The sequence below is a fragment of the Streptococcus sp. STC1396 genome (assembly GCF_058933875.1).
Genome location: NZ_JBZYCU010000008.1, coordinates 23,893 through 42,169, shown reverse-complemented (window position 1 = coordinate 42,169; position 18,277 = coordinate 23,893). Strand labels below are relative to the sequence as shown.

Genomic DNA, 18,277 nt, shown 5'->3' with positions numbered 1-18,277 from the left:
GAGGAAAAAATGAAATTTACAGAATTTAACTTTAAAGATTATATTCAGGAAGCCCTCAAGGACCTGAACTTTGTGGAGGCGACGGAGGTTCAGGAAAAGCTGATTCCGGTGGTTTTATCTGGCCGAGACTTGGTCGGTGAATCCAAGACAGGATCAGGCAAGACGCACACCTTTTTGCTGCCTATCTTCCAAGAACTAGATGAGGAGGCTGATAGCGTCCGAGCAGTTATTACAGCACCCAGTCGAGAATTGGCAACCCAGATCTATCAGGCAGCACGTCAGCTGGCTAGCTTTTCGGAGCAAGAAATTCGAATTGCCAACTATGTCGGCGGGACTGATAAGGCTCGCCAAATCGGCAAGCTAGAGTCTAGCCAGCCCCATATCGTCATTGGAACACCGGGGCGGATTTATGACTTGGTTGAGTCAGGTGATTTGGCTATCCACAAGGCTCATACCTTTGTCGTGGACGAGGCCGACATGACATTGGACATGGGCTTTTTGGAGACGGTAGACCGGATTGCAGCTCGTCTGCCCAAAGAATTGCAGTTTTTGGTTTTCTCGGCTACCATTCCGCAGAAGCTCCAACCTTTCTTGAAAAAATACCTGTCTAATCCGATTATGGAGCAGATTAAGACCAAGACAGTGATCGCCGATACCATTGATAATTGGCTCCTATCAACCAAGGGGCGGGATAAGAATGCCCAGATTTATGAGATTAGTCAGATCCTCCAGCCTTATCTGGCGATGATTTTTGTCAATACCAAGACTCGGGCGGACGAATTGCAGGCCTATCTGTCTGCTCAAGGGCTAAAAGTGGCTAAGATTCACGGTGACATTCCGCCACGCGAGCGCAAGCGTATCATGAATCAGGTCAAGAATCTGGACTTTGAATATATCGTGGCGACTGACTTGGCGGCTCGGGGAATTGATATCGAGGGTGTCAGTCATGTCATCAATGATGCTATTCCGCAGGATTTGTCTTTCTTTGTCCATCGGGTTGGTCGGACGGGACGAAATGGTCTTCCCGGCACAGCCATTACCCTCTATCAACCGAGTGACGACTCCGATATTCGTGAGTTGGAAAAGCTGGGCATCAAGTTTACTCCTAAGATGATCAAAAATGGCGAATTTCAAGATACCTATGATCGGGATCGCCGGGCTAATCGGGAGAAGACTAGAGAAAAACTGGATACAGAGATGCTGGGTCTGGTCAAGAAGAAAAAGAAAAAAATCAAGCCAGGCTATAAGAAGAAAATCCAATGGGCAGTCAATGAAAAGCGCCGCAAGACCAAGCGAGCAGAGAATCGTGCACGTGGTCGGGCAGAGCGCAAGGCTAAGCGCCAGACATTTTAGTCATAAATTCTTTCTATGGCGGATATAGAAAAATTATATTTTAAAGACCAGTGAAACTATGATAGACTAGGATTACTGGTCTATTTTATTGCAATTTTCCAGCTATCTACCAGAGGTTCAGAGATTGGCTATTTCCTGATGCTAAATAGTTTGCATCTGACTGAAATTATGATAGAATAATCCATTATCGAGAAAGGGAAGTAACTACAATGTTTACAACTTATATCCTAACTGCGAACTGGTATGAAGAGCTGCTGCAGCTCCTACCAGATGGCAAATTATTTAGTTTGCGGGCTGTCTTTGATGCGATTCCAGCGATTCTGAAAACCTTGCCTGTCACACTTTTGTTGACGCTGGGTGGTGCATTTTTCGGCATCATCTTGGCCATGATTTTCGCAGTGGTCAAGATTAACCGCACAAGAATTCTGTATCCTATTCAGTCTCTCTTTGTGAGCTTCCTCCGTGGGACGCCCCTTTTGGTTCAGCTCATGCTGACTTATTTTGGGATTCCGCTCCTGTTGAAAGCCATCAATCAAAAATATGGGACGGCTTTTAATATCAATGCAATTCCTGCCTCAGTCTTTGCAATTATTGCCTTTGCCTTTAATGAAGCGGCCTATGCCAGTGAGACGATTCGGGCAGCTATTCTTTCAGTAGATGCGGGTGAGATTGAAGCAGCTCGCAGTCTGGGAATGACCAATCGCCAAGTCTATCTGCGGGTCATCATTCCAAATGCAGCAGTTGTGGCAACACCGACTCTGATTAACTCCCTCATAGGATTGACCAAGGGGACTTCTCTGGCCTTTAGTGCGGGTGTCGTGGAAGTCTTTGCCAAGGCTCAGGCTATCGGGGGCTCGGATTATCGTTATTTTGAGCGCTTCATTTCCGTTTCGATTATTTACTGGATTGTCAATATCGTGATTGAGCAAATCGGTCGTGCGATTGAAAAGGCTATGGATATTAAGGCGCCAGCTAATCTGGACAAAATGGAGCAAGCGCAAGGAGGTAGGATTTGATGATTAAAATTTCACAGTTAAGTAAGGAATTTTCTGGCCAAAAGGTCTTGGATAATCTGAGTTTGGAAATTCAAAAAGGCGAAGTCATTGCTCTAATAGGCTCCTCAGGTGCTGGTAAATCAACCTTTCTGCGCAGCCTCAATTATTTGGAGCAGCCAGATAGCGGAAGGATTGAAATTGATAACTTCAAGGTGGATTTTTCAACCATTTCACCAGATGAAATTTTGACTCTGCGTCGAAAATTGGCCATGGTTTTCCAACAGTTTAATTTATTTTCCCGTCGGACAGCTCTGGAAAATGTCAAGGAAGGTCTGCTGGTAGTCAAGAAGCTGTCTGACCAAGAAGCGACTAAAATTGCCAAGGAAGAGTTGGCAAAGGTTGGCCTGTCTGACCGTGAGAATCATTATCCCAAGCACTTATCAGGAGGTCAAAAACAGCGGGTGGCTTTGGCGCGGGCCTTGGCCATGAAGCCAGATGTTCTCTTGCTAGATGAGCCGACCTCAGCCCTTGACCCAGAGTTAGTCGGTGAGGTAGAGAAATCCATTGCCGACGCTGCTAAAGCAGGACAAACCATGATCCTGGTCAGCCATGACATAGCTTTTGTTTCCCAGGTAGCAGATCGAGTGCTTTTTCTGGATAAGGGGCATATTATCGAGTCAGGCAGTCCAGAGGAGATCATCAATCATCCCAAGGAAGCTAGAACCAAAGAATTCTTTGCTAGTTACAAACGGACTTATATTTGATATAATAGAAAAAGTGAAGGCTCAGTTGGCTAGACCAGCTGAGTTTGTTTTCGACCAGAGTCTTTTTAAAGGCTATTAAGAATGCAATTGATTATTGAGGAGTTGACATGTTAAATCAGATTTTTTCTCTCTATATCGAAAGTCTTATTTATACTACTATTGCTGTAGGGATTGTTGATGGCTTGTGGATCGGCCTGCGTATGATTCGCCGCAAGGATAAGACTGCTAAAGAGCGTCAAAGTCATCTTTACGATGTTCTCTTGATTGCGATTATGACGATTCCGGTTTTGTCTTTTGCAGTTTTAGGACTGTTGATTGTTTTCAAGGCTTAATTGCTTGTAAAAAATCAGGAGCTTTGTTAGACTAATCATAGTTACAACAAAGAGAAAGGAAAAACGATGTACGATACAATGATTATTGGGGCTGGTCCCGCAGGAATGACAGCAGCCCTCTATGCAGCTAGAAGTAATCTTAAAGTAGCCCTGCTTGAACGCGGTATTTACGGCGGCCAGATGAATAATACTGCGGAGATTGAAAATTATCCTGGTTATGCCCATATCAGCGGACCAGAACTGGCTGAGAAAATGTTTGAACCTTTAGAAAATCTAGGTGTTGAACACCTCTTTGGTCAGGTTGAAAAGATTGAAGATCAGGGTGAATATAAAAGAATCATCACAGAGGATGAAGTCTTTGAAACTAAGACAGTGATTCTGGCTTCTGGAGCCAATCACCGTCATTTAGGAGTCCCTGGAGAGGAAGAATACAATAGTCGCGGCGTTTCCTATTGTGCGGTCTGCGACGGTGCCTTTTTCCGTGATGAGGATCTCTTAGTGGTTGGAGGTGGCGATTCTGCCGTTGAGGAGGCGATTTTCCTCACACGCTTCGCAAAATCTGTGACGATTGTTCACCGCCGTGACCAATTGCGGGCGCAAAAGCTCTTGCAGGAGCGGGCCTTTGCCAATGAAAAAATCAGCTTTATCTGGGATTCAGTTGTAAAAGAAATCAAAGGGGATGACCGTAAGGTAACCAGTGTAGTTTTTGAAAATGTAAAAACGGGGCAAAGCAGTGAGGCAGATTTTGGCGGCGTCTTTGTTTATGTCGGCTTAGATCCAGTTAGCGATTTTGTCAAAGATCTAGGAATCTGCGATGAAGCTGGCTGGATTGTCACGGATCAGCATATGAAAACAGCTATTGACGGTATCTATGCCATTGGTGATGTCCGTCAGAAAGACCTGCGTCAAATTACCACAGCTGTTGGGGATGGAGCAGTAGCAGGCCAAGAAGTTTATAAGTATATCACAGAGCATTAAAAAGCAGATGAGGCTGGGACAATAGTCCGACCTCAAATATAAAAAGCGAACAAAACTAGTTTTCTGGTAATCAGAATTCTGCTTTGTTCGCTTTTTGCATTTAATTATAGATTTGAAGGGCTTAATAATTAAGATTTTTAAAAATTGAAATCTTTTTGTCTCAGCCTCATTTTTATATTTTTTTACGAATGAAATAATAGGGACAATTTTTGAATAGAGGCTGATAAAAATGATACGAAACTATCATATTATGTTACAATAAAAATAGGAATCATTAATGAGGACGGAAAGAAATATGAAAACTAAAGGATTTGTTTATCTGGCCAGCACGGCTATTTTATTAGCAGCAAGTGCCAATAGCGTATTTGCTGAGGAAGCAAGTCACACAGTAAATGATAGGCAGCAAGTTGAGCCGTCGGCTGCAGTGACGAACCCAGATGCATCAAAGCAATCAGAGTTGCCAAAAATCTCTTCAGAGCAGGATTCTGAAAGCAAGCAAGCTGTTACTGCATCTGCGAATTCTTCGAGTCAAGATGAAAGAGCGATTACAACTTCATCTATAGAAGATCAAAAAGAATCAGCTGCAGGAGTCTCAGAGACAGCTGAGGAACCTAAAATCAATCCTGAAACAGATAAATCCGCTCAAAACAAAGATGAAACAGCAAGTGAAGAAGCTTCCAAACTTGCTGAAAACACTATTGAAAGCAAAATTCGCTCAGAAGCAAAAGCAGTCTCAGAGGCAGAAACGAGAGCGCCTCGTGCAGTAGATGACACTCCCCAAGGCACCCTCACTATTACAAATGTAGATTCAAATGCTGGTAGCTTCGATGTACATGTAACCAATATCTCAGCTCCTAAGCCCATCAAAAAAGTAGCCCTGCCCACTTGGTCCAGCGTTAATGGGCAGGATGACATTATCTGGTATGATGCTAAAAAACAAGTGGATGGGAGCTATAAGATCAGCGTCGCTGCCCGTGACCATAAGTATTCCACAGGCGAGTACAATATCCACCTTTATTATCTACTGGCAGACAATCAGCTGGTCGGCGTAGGCGGTACCCAAACAACTGTCACCATCGGCAAACCGCAAGGAAAACTGGATATCACCAATAATAATCCAGACACAGGTAGCTTTGATGTCGTCGTCTCAGAAGTCTCAAATCCTTATGGTGTCAAGGAGGTTAAGCTCCCAACCTGGTCTAATGATAAAGGTCAAGATGATTTGGTCTGGTACACAGCAACCAAGCAGGCTGATGGCACTTACAGGGCTCGCATTCAGGCTCGCGATCACAAATATTCTCTGGGAGACTACACAGTTCATCTTTATTATGTCCAAGATGACGGCCAATTAGTCGGTGTGGGTGGCACCCAGTTCAGTCTGGCCGCTAAGCCCAAAGGAACTTTGAAAATCGAGAACAATAATCCCGATACAGGTAGCTTTGATGTCGTTGTCTCCGGTGTTTCCAATCCCTTTGGTGTCAAGGAAGTCAAGCTCCCAACCTGGTCTAATGACAAAGGTCAAGATGATCTGGTCTGGTACACAGCAACCAAGCAGGCTGATGGCACTTACAAAGCTAGTATTCAAGCCCGCAATCATAAGCTGTCCACTGGTGAGTACCATGTCCATCTCTATTATGTTCAGGATAATGGCCAGCTGATTGGAGTCGGTGGAACAACGACCACCGTTTCCATCGCCAAACCAAAGGGAACCCTGACGATTAAAAATAACAATCCCGATACGGGTAGCTTCGATGTGATTGTTTCTGGAGTATCTAGTCCTTTTGGAGTCAAGAGTGTGCATCTACCAACCTGGTCCAGCGACAAAGGTCAAGATGATCTGGTCTGGTACACAGCAACCAAGCAGGCTGATGGCACTTACAAAGCTAGTATTCAAGCCCGCAATCATAAGCTGTCCACTGGTGAGTATCATGTCCATCTCTATTATGTTCAGGATAATGGCCAGCTGATTGGAGTCGGTGGAACAACGACCACCGTTTCCATCGCTAAACCAAAGGGAACCCTGACGATTAAAAACAACAATCCCGATACAGGTAGCTTTGATGTCATTGTCTCCGGTGTTTCCAATCCCTTTGGTGTCAAGGAGGTTAAGTTACCAACCTGGTCCAGCGACAAAGGTCAAGATGATCTGGTCTGGTACACAGCAGCCAAGCAGGCTGATGGCACTTACAAAGCCAGCATTCAAGCCCGCAATCATAAGCTGTCCACTGGTGAGTATCATATCCACCTTTACTATATTCAGGATAATGGCCAGCTGATTGGAGTCGGTGGAACAACGACTACCGTTTCCATCGCCAAACCAAAGGGAACCCTGACGATTAAAAATAACAATCCTGCAACAGGTACTTTTGATGTTTTAGTCAGTGGAGTGAGCAGTCCGGAGGGAGTTCGTGAGGTTCTTCTTCCGACCTGGTCTAGTGCCGAGGGTCAGGATGATCTTATCTGGTATCGGGGTGTTCGTCAGGCTGATGGTGTTTACAAACTGACGGTCAAGGCTAGCGATCATAAGTATTCTACCGGCGAGTACAATGTCCACCTCTATTATGTAGGAGATAACGGCAAGCTGATTGGTGTGGGCGGCACCAAGACGACAGTTTCTCTGGCAGCTCCAAAGGGCAAGTTGACCATCCGGAACAACAATCAACAGACGGGCACTTTTGAAGTAGTGGTTTCTGAAGTCGAGAATGGCTATGGCATAAAGGAAGTGAAACTTCCGACTTGGTCTAGTGCCAAGGGTCAGGACGATCTTATCTGGTACACAGCGACTAAGCAAGCCGATGGCACCTACAAGGCGCAGGTCAATCTACGCGACCACAAGTATTCCACAGGTGAATACAACATCCACCTCTACTATGTCCAGAATGATGGTCGTATGGTCGGCGTTGGCGGCACCAAGACGACAGCAAATATAGATGCAGAAAATATCAAGCCAATAGGAAAAATTACCATTCAAAACAACAATCCTCGGCTAGGTACTTTTGAAGTGGTAGTGTCCAATATATTTAACCCCAAAGGAGTCAAGGCAGTTTATTTACCAACTTGGTCTAGTGTCAATGGGCAGGATGATATCGTTTGGTATCAAGCTCAAAAACAAGCAGATGGTAGTTATAAAGCCTTGGTACGGGCCTCAAATCATAAATATTCAACGGGTGAATATATTGTCCATTTATATTATACCCAAAATGATGGCAGCTTAGTAGGAGTTGGTGGTACGACTACGACAGTCAATAGGGGGCTTTATAGTACGCCGTATTATTCCCAACGTGATCCTCGATGGGCTGGCCGAGTCTACGGGAATTATAATTTGAATGCTACTGGCTGTGTTCCGACCACTTTGGCAATGGCTATCTCTGGCATTACTGGTCAAACTGTTTTACCGACAACTGTAGCAGATTTCCTGTATCATAATACAGATTCCTTTAACAAAAATGGCCTATTCGGAACTTCAAGTCGAGGAATTATCCAAGCGGCTCAGAACTGGGGACTGACAACGGATATTTTATCCTCATCAGCCGCAGTTAAACAATCTTTGGCGATTGGGCATCATGTGTTAGCAGCTGTTGGTAGTAGTGTTTTTGCAAACTACCCAGTCACCCATGAGTTGGTCATGAGAGGTTATCAAAACGGACAAACACAGGTGTTTGACCCTTACAATGCCAATAATAATGGCTGGTACTCAGTTGATTATCTTTTTGGTGTAAAAAGTGGTGCTCCAGAAGATAACACGGAAGGTTCACCGTTTATTACCGTGAGATCTTAGATGTTGGCCTAGTTCAAAACAATGAAGAGCTGGATTTCTATCCCAGCTCTTTTTTGTATTTTCACAGAGCAGAGATTTGTAGAAAATAAAAAATATCTGGTAGAATTGTCAGAATTGTGATACAATAAGTCAGTTCACATGAAAAGGAGAGGTCAAATGATTGAAAATGACAGGAAAAAATTTGAAACAAAAACCAAAAATGGGATGAAACGTGGATTGCAGAATCGACATGTTCAGATTATTGCCATAGCTGGGACCATTGGTACAGGGCTCTTTTTGGGAGCTGGGCGCTCGATTAGTCTGACTGGTCCGTCCATCATCTTGATTTATATGCTAACGGGGATGTTCATGTATCTGATGATGCGGGCTATCGGAGAAATGCTTTATTACGACCCTGATCAGCATACTTTTATTAACTTTATTACGAAATATTTGGGAACTGGCTGGGGTTATTTTTCAGGCTGGTCCTACTGGATTTCTCTGATTTTTATTGGAATGGCTGAGATTACGGCTGTTGCCCAGTATGTGCAGTACTGGTTTCCTGACTGGCCAGCTTGGCTGATTCAGCTCGTCTTTCTAGCCCTTCTTAGTTTGGTCAATCTGATAGCGGTTCGAGTTTTCGGCGAGGTTGAATTTTGGTTTGCTATGATAAAGATTGTAGCCATTATGGCCTTGATTGCAACAGCTATTTTTATGATGCTGACAGGATTTGAAACACCGCACGGAGTAGCCAGTCTTGGGAATATCAGCCAAGATTTTCAGCTTTTTCCTAATGGCTTTATGAACTTTATTATGGCTTTCCAGATGGTTTTCTTTGCCTATCAGGCTATTGAATTTATCGGTATTACCACTTCTGAAACGGAAAATCCGCGAGCGGTGCTGCCAAAAGCAATCAAAGAAATTCCTTTGCGGATTATCTTGTTTTACGGAGGCTCTCTCCTTGCCATTATGGCTATTATTCCTTGGAAAGAGCTGGCAACGGCTGATTCTCCCTTTGTTATCGTTTTTAAGTTGGCTGGCCTCAAGTGGGCGGCAGCATTGATTAACTTCGTAGTCCTAACTTCAGCAGCCTCGGCTCTGAATTCGACTCTTTACTCAACTGGGCGCCATTTGTATCAGATTGCTCACGATACGCCTAATCGTTTCCTAAAGAAAATAGGAGCTGGGAAGCTGTCTCGACAAAATGTTCCACAGAATGCTATTTTGACTTCGGCGGCTGTCATTGCCTTTGCGGCCTTTATCAAGATTCTGCCGGGAGTATCGGATTCCTTTGCCTTGATTACGGCTTCCTCATCTGGTGTCTACATCGCCATCTATGGTCTGACCATGCTAGCCCACCTCAAATATCGCAAGTCACCGGAGTTTATGGCGGATGGCTATCTCATGCCGGCCTATAAGTTTCTCAATCCTTTGACCATGCTCTTCTTTGCCTTTGTCTTTGTCACTCTTTTCTTACAAGAGTCAACGGTTGTAGGAGCAATCGGATCTGCCGTCTGGATTGTTGCGTTTGGCCTGTATAGCCAACTCAAGTTTCCAATTAAGAAAACAAAATGAATGATAGAGCTGATTTTTCAGCTCTTTTTCTATTTTTAGTCTAATGCTTTTTGTCATTTGTGTTATAATAAATACAATTATACATACTCAAAATTTAAATGTGACTTTGAAGAGTTGAAATTAACTTTCAATCAAATTCTTTTTGATACTTTCCCTTGTCATCAAGACAAGGCTAGTTCAAAATTCCTAAGCTTCTGAAAAGTTGTAGTTCATTGTTGCAAGATATATTGCCGATGCTGTCTAGTTTGAAAGATGCTTGTTTTGAGCTTTCCTTGTATCTGACTTCGTTAGCTATTTGCAAGCTCAAAGAGCTTTTGGGACGATTGGAATTAGCCATCGTGACGGGGATGGAACCACGAATCACAAATCTTTGATTTTCTGATCTCTTGCCTAGTTTTCTATGGAACTTTGAGTCTTTAGCCTTCAGGATAAGTCAGGAAGTATCTGGACTGCACCGCCACTAGAAAGCGATTAAAAAGAAAGGTTTCATGTTGATTTTGAGCCAGTATAAAAGGATAGAGGAGTAAGGAACATGTACCCAGATGATAGTTTAACTTTACACACTGATTTATATCAAATCAATATGATGCAGGTTTATTTTAATAAAAATATTCATAATAAACGTGCTGTTTTTGAGGTCTTTTTCCGCAAGAATCCTTTTAATAATGGCTATGCGGTTTTCGCAGGTTTGGAGAGGATTGTTTCCTATCTGAATGATTTGAAATTTAGCCAGACGGATTTGGACTATTTAGAGTCATTGGGTTATAATGGAGCATTTTTAGATTATTTACGTAATTTGAAGATGCAACTGACAGTTCGTTCTGCCCAAGAAGGTGATTTGGTGTTTGCCAATGAGCCGATCGTTCAGGTAGAAGGCCCGCTGGCACAATGTCAGTTGGTAGAAACTGCGATTTTAAATATCGTTAATTTCCAAACCTTGATTGCCACTAAGGCAGCTCGCATTCGCTCTGTGATCGAAGATGAGCCACTGATGGAGTTTGGTACCCGTCGTGCTCAGGAAATGGATGCAGCGATTTGGGGAACACGGGCAGCCGTTATTGGCGGAGCCAATGGCACCAGCAATGTTCGGGCAGGGAAGCTCTTTGATATTCCTGTTTTGGGAACGCATGCCCATGCACTTGTGCAGGTTTACGGTAATGATTATGAGGCTTTTAAGGCTTATGCAAGCACTCATCGGGACTGTGTGTTCTTAGTAGACACCTACGATACACTTCGGATCGGGGTTCCTATGGCCATTCGCGTAGCGCGTGAATTGGGCGATAAAATTAATTTCCTAGGTGTGCGGATTGACTCTGGAGACTTGGCCTATATTTCTAAAAAAGTTCGCCAGCAATTAGATGAAGCGGGCTTCCCAGATGCTAAAATTTACGCTTCCAATGATTTGGATGAGAATACCATCCTCAACTTGAAAATGCAAAAGGCCAAGATTGATGTCTGGGGTGTGGGAACCAAGCTGATTACTGCTTACGATCAGCCAGCTCTGGGTGCGGTTTACAAAATTGTAGCGATTGAAGATGAGAATGGGCACTTGCGTAACACCATCAAGCTCTCCAACAATGCTGAAAAGGTTTCGACTCCGGGCAAGAAGCAGGTTTGGCGGATTACCAGCCGTGAAAAAGGCAAGTCTGAGGGCGACTACATCACTTATGATGGAGTTGACGTCACCCATCTGGCAGAGCTGGAGATGTTCCATCCGACTTATACTTATATCAATAAGACAGTCAAGAATTTTGATGCGGTGCCGCTCTTGGTGGATATTTATAAAGAAGGCCAGCTCGTTTACGATTTGCCGACTCTGTCTGAGATTCAGGACTATGCCCGCCGAGAATTTGACAAACTCTGGGACGAGTACAAGCGGGTCCTCAATCCACAAGATTATCCGGTCGATTTGGCGCGTGATATTTGGCAGGATAAGATGGACTTGATTGACCAGATGCGCAAGAAAGCCTACCAGACAGGAGCAGAAAAATGAGCCTACAAGAAGAAATCATCCGTCAACTAGGAGTCAAGCCCGTCATTGACCCAGAGGAAGAAATCCGCAAGACAGTGGACTTTCTCAAGGCCTATCTGAGAAAACATCCTTTCTTGAAAAGTTATGTTCTGGGCATTTCTGGTGGTCAAGACTCAACCTTGGCTGGTCGTTTAGCCCAGCTAGCCGTAGAAGAGATGCGGGCAGAGACAGGAGATGATAGCTATCGCTTTATCGCTGTCCGCCTGCCTTACGGTGTCCAGGCAGATGAAGATGATGCGCAAAAGGCTCTGGCTTTTATCCAGCCTGATGTCAGTTTGACAGTCAATATCAAGGAATCTGCTGATGCTATGACAAAGGCTGTGGAGGCAACGGGTGCCAAAGTCTCTGATTTTAACAAGGGCAATATCAAGGCGCGTAGCCGCATGATTGCCCAGTATGCTTTGGCTGGTTCATATAGCGGAGCTGTCATTGGGACCGACCATGCAGCAGAGAATATCACAGCCTTTTTTACCAAGTTTGGGGATGGCGGAGCAGATATTGTGCCCCTCTATCGTCTCAATAAGCGTCAAGGCAAGCAGCTTTTGGCCGCCTTAGGAGCGAATCCGGCTCTCTATGAAAAGGTGCCGACGGCTGACTTGGAAGAAGAAAAACCTGGAATTGCTGATGAAGTCGCTCTGGGCGTGACCTATAATGAAATTGACGATTATCTCGAAGGTAAGTCCGTTTCCGCTCAAGCTCAAGAAACTATCGAGTCTTGGTGGCATAAAGGCCAGCACAAACGCCATTTGCCGATTACGATTTTTGATGAATTTTGGAAGTGAAAAGCTCTAGTGAATCTTTTTAACCCCGGCTAGGAAGCGAGAAAGCAATGAAAAAGGTAGGTACACAGTCCATCGAAACGAAACGTCTTTTGTTGAGACCTTTTGTAGCATCTGATTATCAAGCTATGTACGACAACTGGGCTTCCCGCTCTGATAATCTGTTGCATGTGACATGGGATGCTTACGAGAGTCCCGATATGGCCAAACAATCAATTGCTTGCTGGACTGAGAATTACCAAAACTTGGATTTTTACAAATGGGCGATCTGTCTAAAAGAAAATCCTTATCATGTGATTGGTGACATCAGTGTGGTAGACCTAGATGAGACCGTCAATGCTTGCGAGGTCGGTTATATTTTAGGTAAAGACTATTGGGGTCAGGGGCTGATGACAGAAGCTTTGAAAGTTGTTTTGAACTATCTCTTGCTGGAAGCAGCTTTCAATCGTGTGAGGGCTGATTTTGTAACAGCTAATCCAGCTTCTGGCCGTGTTATGTCCAAAGCTGGCATGCGTTACGAAGGGACCTTTCGTCAAGCTGTCTTTCATAAGGGAGAAGTCAAAGATTTTTCTGTCTATGGAATCCTAAAATCAGATTTGCAAAGAAAAAGTTAGGTGCGCTTAACTTTTTCTTTGCAGGAATTTTTAAAAGGTCTATAATAGTCTATAGAACAAAGAGGAATTTATGTATTCATTAAAACAAGATTTTACAGATAAGCTTTTTGCGGACTATGAGGCTAATGCTAAATATGCCGCTATGGAAAATGCTATTAGCCATAATGGGCTCTTGACTTCTTTGGAAAAACGGACTGCTGCCGTAGAAAATGCACCTGTTTTCTCACTGGATCTCACCAAAGATAAGGTCAGTGACCAAAAAGCTTCTGGTCGCTGCTGGATGTTTGCAGCTCTTAATACCTTCCGCCACAAGATGATTGCTGGCTTCCAGCTGGAAGATTTTGAGCTATCCCAAGCTCATACCTTCTTTTGGGATAAATATGAAAAGTCCAACTGGTTCTTAGAGCAGGTTTTGGCGACGGCTGACCAAGAATTGACCAGTCGCAAGGTCAAGTTTCTCTTAGATACGCCTCAGCAGGATGGCGGTCAATGGGATATGGTTGTTTCACTCTTTGAGAAATACGGGGTCGTACCCAAATCAGTCTATCCAGAGTCGATTTCTTCTAGCAACAGCCGTGAGCTCAATCAGTTGCTCAATAAACTGTTGCGTCAGGATGCACAAATCTTGCGTGAGCTAGCTCTGAGTTGTGCAGATGAAGCTAGTCTACAAGCCAAGAAAGAAGCTTTACTACAGGAAATTTTCAACTTCCTAGCGATGTCACTGGGCTTGCCGCCTCGGAAGTTTGACTTTGCTTATCGGGACAAGGACGGCAACTACCATAGGGAAGCTGATTTGACTCCGCAGGCCTTTTACCAAAAATATGTAGACCTCAAGCTAGATGACTATGTGTCAGTTATCAATGCGCCAACAGCTGATAAACCTTATGGCAAGTCTTACACGGTCGAAATGTTGGGCAATGTAGTCGGCAGTAGACCAGTTCGTTATCTGAATGTGGAAATGAAACGGCTCAAGGAATTGGCTATTGCTCAAATGCAGGCTGGTGAGACTGTTTGGTTTGGCTCTGATGTGGGTCAATCCAGTAATCGCAAGGCAGGAATCATGGAGGCAGGTATGCATGATTTGACTGCCAGCATGGATATTCTCTTGACCCAAGATAAGGCAGGCCGTCTTGATTACAGCGAGAGCCTTATGACCCATGCTATGGTACTGGCTGGAGTGGATTTGGATGAAAAGGGTCAAGCCAAAAAATGGAAGGTGGAAAATTCTTGGGGTGAAAAAGTTGGAGATAAGGGATACTTTGTCGCCAGCGATGCTTGGATGGATGAGTACACCTATCAAATCGTGGTCAGAAAAGACTTCTTGACACCAGAAGAACTGGCAGCCTACAATGCTGAACCAATTGTCCTAGCACCATGGGATCCAATGGGAGCTTTGGCAAGTAAGTAGATTTTTTGACTTCTTTGAAATTAAGGCGTTGTTTTCTTTGTTTTATATACGAAAATTCAATTCTTATTCACATGACAGAGTTACGAGCAATCAGTTATCAATAGGCTTGTTTTCTACTGGATGACAGTTGTTTTAAACTTTGATATAAACAAAAAGAGTCTGGGACAAAAAGATTTCAATTTTTAAAAATCTTAATTATTAAGCCCTTCAAATCTATAATTAAATGCGAAAAGCGAACAAAGCAGAATTCTGATTACCAGAAAACTAGTTTTGTTCGCTTTTTATATTTGAGGTCGGACTTTTGTCCCAGACTCTTTTAGTATTCTAACGGTTTCCGCTATTCTGACTGCTTTGATTTTGAGTATTTGACTCGCTACCGTTTGTTTGCTCTGAGGAAGAAGTCGATTGATTAGCGGCGGGAGCCGAGCTACTTGTCTCTGAAGAACTGCTAGAAGAAGCTTCTGTGCTAGTTTCTGAAGAAGTAGAGCTATAATATTGTTGGGTATTATAGCGATTATTCATGGTTGCTCCATTTAGATAGAGATAATATCCGCTGCGGAACAAGCCGTTTGGCATTTCCCAATCTTCTGAAGCTGATCCGTCTTGAGCTAAATAGAGCATCATCTCGCGGTAGACATCTGTAGCCACTTTAACCCCATCATCAAGGATTGGTGTCAGACGGTTGGAGTAGCCAGTCCAAACAGCCATTGAGTACTTAGGCGTATAACCAACGAAGAGTTCGTCTGGTGTGACAATACTAGAGTAGTAGTAAGGCTTGGTCAGCTTAGCTAATTCATCATCAGCATAGTTGGAGGTTCCAGTCTTACCAGCCTGATAAACCCCAGAAAGAGCAGCATTTGTACCTGTACCTGAGTGAAGAACGGTTTTCATCATATCCGTCATCATGTAGGCTGTAGTTTCTTTCATCGCCTTGGTTCCATTATCAGCAAAGATTTTTTCTGTTCCGTCGCTGAAGACGACACGATTGACATACTGTGGCTTATAGTAGGTACCGCCATTGGCAAAAGCAGCATAGGCAGCAGCCATTTTTTCACTGCTGGCTCCGTATTCATTGCCGGCTTTGCTGGTATTACTTGAAAAGGCGTTAACATAGAACATTTCAGGATAGTTAATGCCGATGCGATTGAGGAACTTAAGCGATTCATCTAGACCGACGGCTTCCAGCGTTTTCACGGCAGGAACGTTACGGGATTCCTGAATAGCGTACTGAATCGTCATAGTACCATAGTATTTCTTATCCCAGTTGTAGACTGGTGTGCTGGAATACGGGAAATTATATGGAGCATCTGTAATAGGCGCAGCCGTAGAGGTATAGATTTCATTTTCAAGAGCCGGAGCATAATCAGTGATTGGTTTCATGGTTGAACCGAAATCGCGGTTAGTTTCAACGGCTTGGTTGGTACCGAAAGATACGTTGGTAGACTGGTGACGGGAGCCGAGTTGGGCAATAACTTTACCAGTTCGCACATCCATAACGGTGGAAGCAACCTGCATTTCATCATCAGGATAAGCAACGTATTCCTCAGTATTGTAAATATCCCAAAGTTTTTTCTGGGCTTCTGTATTGACATTGGTATAAACTTCCATTCCAGTGGTCAATACGTTATAGCCGGTTTCTTCTTCAACTTGTTCAATTACTTGTTTTAGATAATTATCCATGTAAGCTGGATAGCTAGACGAAGCTTTTAGGCTTTGGAGGCCGTCGGTAACAGGCGTATTGACAGCCTGTTCATATTGCTCTGGTGTGAGGTATTTCAGTTCATACATTTCTGACAAGACCAGATTTCGGCGTTCAGTGGCTGCTTCTGGTTTTGTGTAAGGATCATACTGATTAGGAGCCTGCGGCATTCCAGCCAGAAGGGCTAATTGAGGAATTGTTAAATCTTTTAAATCTTTTCCATAGTAACTTTGGGCTGCTGTTTGCATACCATAGTTACCATTGGACATGTAGACCTTATTGACATAGTAGGTCAAGATTTCTTGCTTCGTTGCCTTGCGCTCCAATTGAGTGGCTAACCAGGCCTCTTGTATCTTACGAGAAAGAGTCGCATCTGAAGAAGAGGTTGAGAAGTAGCTCAATTTGATGAGCTGTTGGGTCAGAGTGGACCCCCCTTGTCTGCCTCCACCTTTGAGGTTGCTGAGAAATGCACCGATGATACGAATAAAGTCAACTCCTCGGTGACTAAAGAAACGATGATCTTCAATAGCAGTAATGGCATTGACCAAATCCGTAGGAATCTCATTTGTATTTGTATTCACTCGCTTCTCAGCACCTAAGTCAGCAATTAAATTATTATCACTGTCATAGATTTTACTTGAAGTAGTCGCGATTAAATCTTTCTCAGAGAGCGTAGGGGCCTTGGAAGCGTAATAAGTAAACACTAAACAACCGGCTACAAAGCCAAGCAAGAGAAGAGAAATGAGGGCGCTTGCAAGATATTTTAATATCTGCATAACAGTCTGTTTATTCATTTGTAATACCACCTAGTAGTTTTTGTTCAATAATATCAAGATAGGGAACGCTGGGGAAATGCTGGATTTCGATTCGATAGCCATTTTCCTGAATATAAGATAAAGGCATGGACTTTCCGCCCTTGTCTATCTTGTAAAACTCAATCAAATAGGAAGCCGGAAGCAGATAAGTTTCCCTTAGGCTTGAGAAATGCAACAAGACAAAACAAATTCCCTTTTGTTTCAGCACAGCCTCCATATGCTCAATCTGGTGTTGATGGAAGTTTTTCATAGGCATCGCATTTTTTTGCCGCGTTTCCTTGGCTTCAAAATCAATATAATGCCCCTTGTAAACACCAGAATAGTCTGTTGTAGAAGCTTGCCGAAAATAGGCCTCTACGATTTTAGCACGACTGCGCTGCGGATAATCAACTTTAACAATCTGGATGGGTGTTGGCTTTTTGTGGATAACAGCGAGTCCTCTACTTAGGTAGTAGTTGTTGGATTCGTTGATCATTTTTTCAAAAGACATCCCACGATTGGCAAAGCTGATAAAATCTGTGGATGAGCTAAAGATTTTATTTTTTACCTTTAGTTTGTGAGGATAGTTGACCATAGAACTCCTTATTGGTACAATAACATCACTCTATTATATCATAAAAACATTTTTTAAGGGAGAATAAATGACAAGTCTACTTATCGCGGGTTATAAGCCTTTTGAAATTGGCATTGTGACCGAGAAAGACATGCGTATTAAGATTATCAAAGAGGGTGTCAGGCGGGATTTGCGACGCTTACTCGATGAGGGGGTGGATTGGCTCATTTTTATGGGGAATCTGGGATTTGAATTATGGGTGTTGGATGTTGCCAAGGAATTGAAAAAAGAGTACAGTTTTCAGATAGCAACTATTTTTCTATTTGAAAATCAAGGAGAAAACTGGAATGAAGTGAATCAGGCGAAACTTGTGGTTTTTAAGCAAGTAGATTTTGTCAAATACGCCTACCCTAGCTATCAAAATCCCAGTCAGTTTCGAGAATACAATCAATTTTTGCTTCAAAATACGGACGGAGCTTATCTATTTTACGATGAAGAAAATGAGACAAACCTCAAATATCTTTACCAAGAGATGAAAAATCAGGAACAGTATTTTATCAAAAAATTAACATTTGATGACTTAAACGAGGTAGCAGAAAATTTTTTAGGAAAATAAGGGCTAA

General features: G+C 43.3%; 14 protein-coding genes. 12 read left to right on the top strand and 2 right to left on the bottom strand.

Annotation, left to right across the window (positions count from 1 at the left end; genetic code table 11):
* Positions 1 to 9: 9 nt before the first annotated feature.
* From AC5FEC_RS04110 to pepC, 11 genes are all read left to right on the top strand, one after another.
* Positions 10 to 1,353 (top strand): DEAD/DEAH box helicase, encoded by a 1,344-nt coding sequence (locus AC5FEC_RS04110; RefSeq protein WP_493661389.1) that lies wholly within the window; start codon positions 10 to 12, stop codon positions 1,351 to 1,353.
* A gap of 209 nt (positions 1,354 to 1,562) precedes the next feature.
* Positions 1,563 to 2,369: an amino acid ABC transporter permease gene (locus AC5FEC_RS04105; protein WP_304948709.1), complete on the top strand. Its 807-nt coding sequence runs from the start codon at positions 1,563 to 1,565 to the stop codon at positions 2,367 to 2,369.
* Positions 2,369 to 3,112 carry an amino acid ABC transporter ATP-binding protein gene (locus AC5FEC_RS04100; RefSeq protein ID WP_304948708.1) on the top strand — a complete coding sequence of 248 codons (744 nt, stop codon included), beginning with the start codon at positions 2,369 to 2,371 and terminating at the stop codon, positions 3,110 to 3,112. Before AC5FEC_RS04105 ends, AC5FEC_RS04100 begins: the two co-directional genes overlap by 1 nt.
* A gap of 107 nt (positions 3,113 to 3,219) precedes the next feature.
* Positions 3,220 to 3,444 carry a DUF4059 family protein gene (locus AC5FEC_RS04095; RefSeq protein ID WP_037615226.1) on the top strand — a complete coding sequence of 75 codons (225 nt, stop codon included), beginning with the start codon at positions 3,220 to 3,222 and terminating at the stop codon, positions 3,442 to 3,444.
* A gap of 66 nt (positions 3,445 to 3,510) precedes the next feature.
* Entirely contained in the window at positions 3,511 to 4,422 is a 912-nt protein-coding gene (gene trxB / locus AC5FEC_RS04090; RefSeq protein WP_217473131.1) for a thioredoxin-disulfide reductase, read from the top strand.
* Positions 4,423 to 4,717: 295 nt separating this feature from the next.
* Positions 4,718 to 8,200: a GBS Bsp-like repeat-containing protein gene (locus tag AC5FEC_RS04085; RefSeq protein ID WP_493661388.1), complete on the top strand. Its 3,483-nt coding sequence runs from the start codon at positions 4,718 to 4,720 to the stop codon at positions 8,198 to 8,200.
* A 156-nt stretch (positions 8,201 to 8,356) separates the two neighbouring features.
* Entirely contained in the window at positions 8,357 to 9,754 is a 1,398-nt protein-coding gene (locus tag AC5FEC_RS04080; RefSeq protein ID WP_037614376.1) for an amino acid permease, read from the top strand.
* A gap of 532 nt (positions 9,755 to 10,286) precedes the next feature.
* Positions 10,287 to 11,747, top strand: a complete 1,461-nt coding sequence (locus AC5FEC_RS04075) for a nicotinate phosphoribosyltransferase (protein ID WP_493661387.1) — start codon at positions 10,287 to 10,289, stop codon at positions 11,745 to 11,747.
* Positions 11,744 to 12,568 carry an NAD(+) synthase gene (gene nadE, locus AC5FEC_RS04070; RefSeq protein ID WP_234551039.1) on the top strand — a complete coding sequence of 275 codons (825 nt, stop codon included), beginning with the start codon at positions 11,744 to 11,746 and terminating at the stop codon, positions 12,566 to 12,568. Before AC5FEC_RS04075 ends, nadE begins: the two co-directional genes overlap by 4 nt.
* A gap of 47 nt (positions 12,569 to 12,615) precedes the next feature.
* Positions 12,616 to 13,179, top strand: coding sequence for a GNAT family N-acetyltransferase (locus AC5FEC_RS04065; protein WP_493661386.1), 564 nt, complete (start codon positions 12,616 to 12,618; stop codon positions 13,177 to 13,179).
* A gap of 70 nt (positions 13,180 to 13,249) precedes the next feature.
* The gene (gene pepC, locus AC5FEC_RS04060; RefSeq protein ID WP_493661385.1) at positions 13,250 to 14,587 is read left to right on the top strand and encodes an aminopeptidase C; all 1,338 of its coding nucleotides are present in this window, start codon (positions 13,250 to 13,252) and stop codon (positions 14,585 to 14,587) included.
* A gap of 324 nt (positions 14,588 to 14,911) precedes the next feature.
* Here pepC and pbp1a read toward each other — a convergent pair whose 3' ends face one another.
* A complete protein-coding gene (pbp1a, locus tag AC5FEC_RS04055) occupies positions 14,912 to 17,080 on the bottom strand; it encodes a penicillin-binding protein PBP1A (protein WP_493661384.1) in 2,169 nt (722 codons plus the stop codon).
* The gene (recU, locus tag AC5FEC_RS04050) at positions 17,073 to 17,675 is read right to left on the bottom strand and encodes a Holliday junction resolvase RecU (protein ID WP_037617697.1); all 603 of its coding nucleotides are present in this window, start codon (positions 17,673 to 17,675) and stop codon (positions 17,073 to 17,075) included. Before recU ends, pbp1a begins: the two co-directional genes overlap by 8 nt.
* Positions 17,676 to 17,742: 67 nt before the next feature.
* On the opposite strand from recU, the gene AC5FEC_RS04045 reads away from it, so the two are divergent.
* The gene (locus AC5FEC_RS04045) at positions 17,743 to 18,270 is read left to right on the top strand and encodes an SLOG family protein (RefSeq protein WP_493661383.1); all 528 of its coding nucleotides are present in this window, start codon (positions 17,743 to 17,745) and stop codon (positions 18,268 to 18,270) included.
* Positions 18,271 to 18,277: the final 7 nt, after the last annotated feature.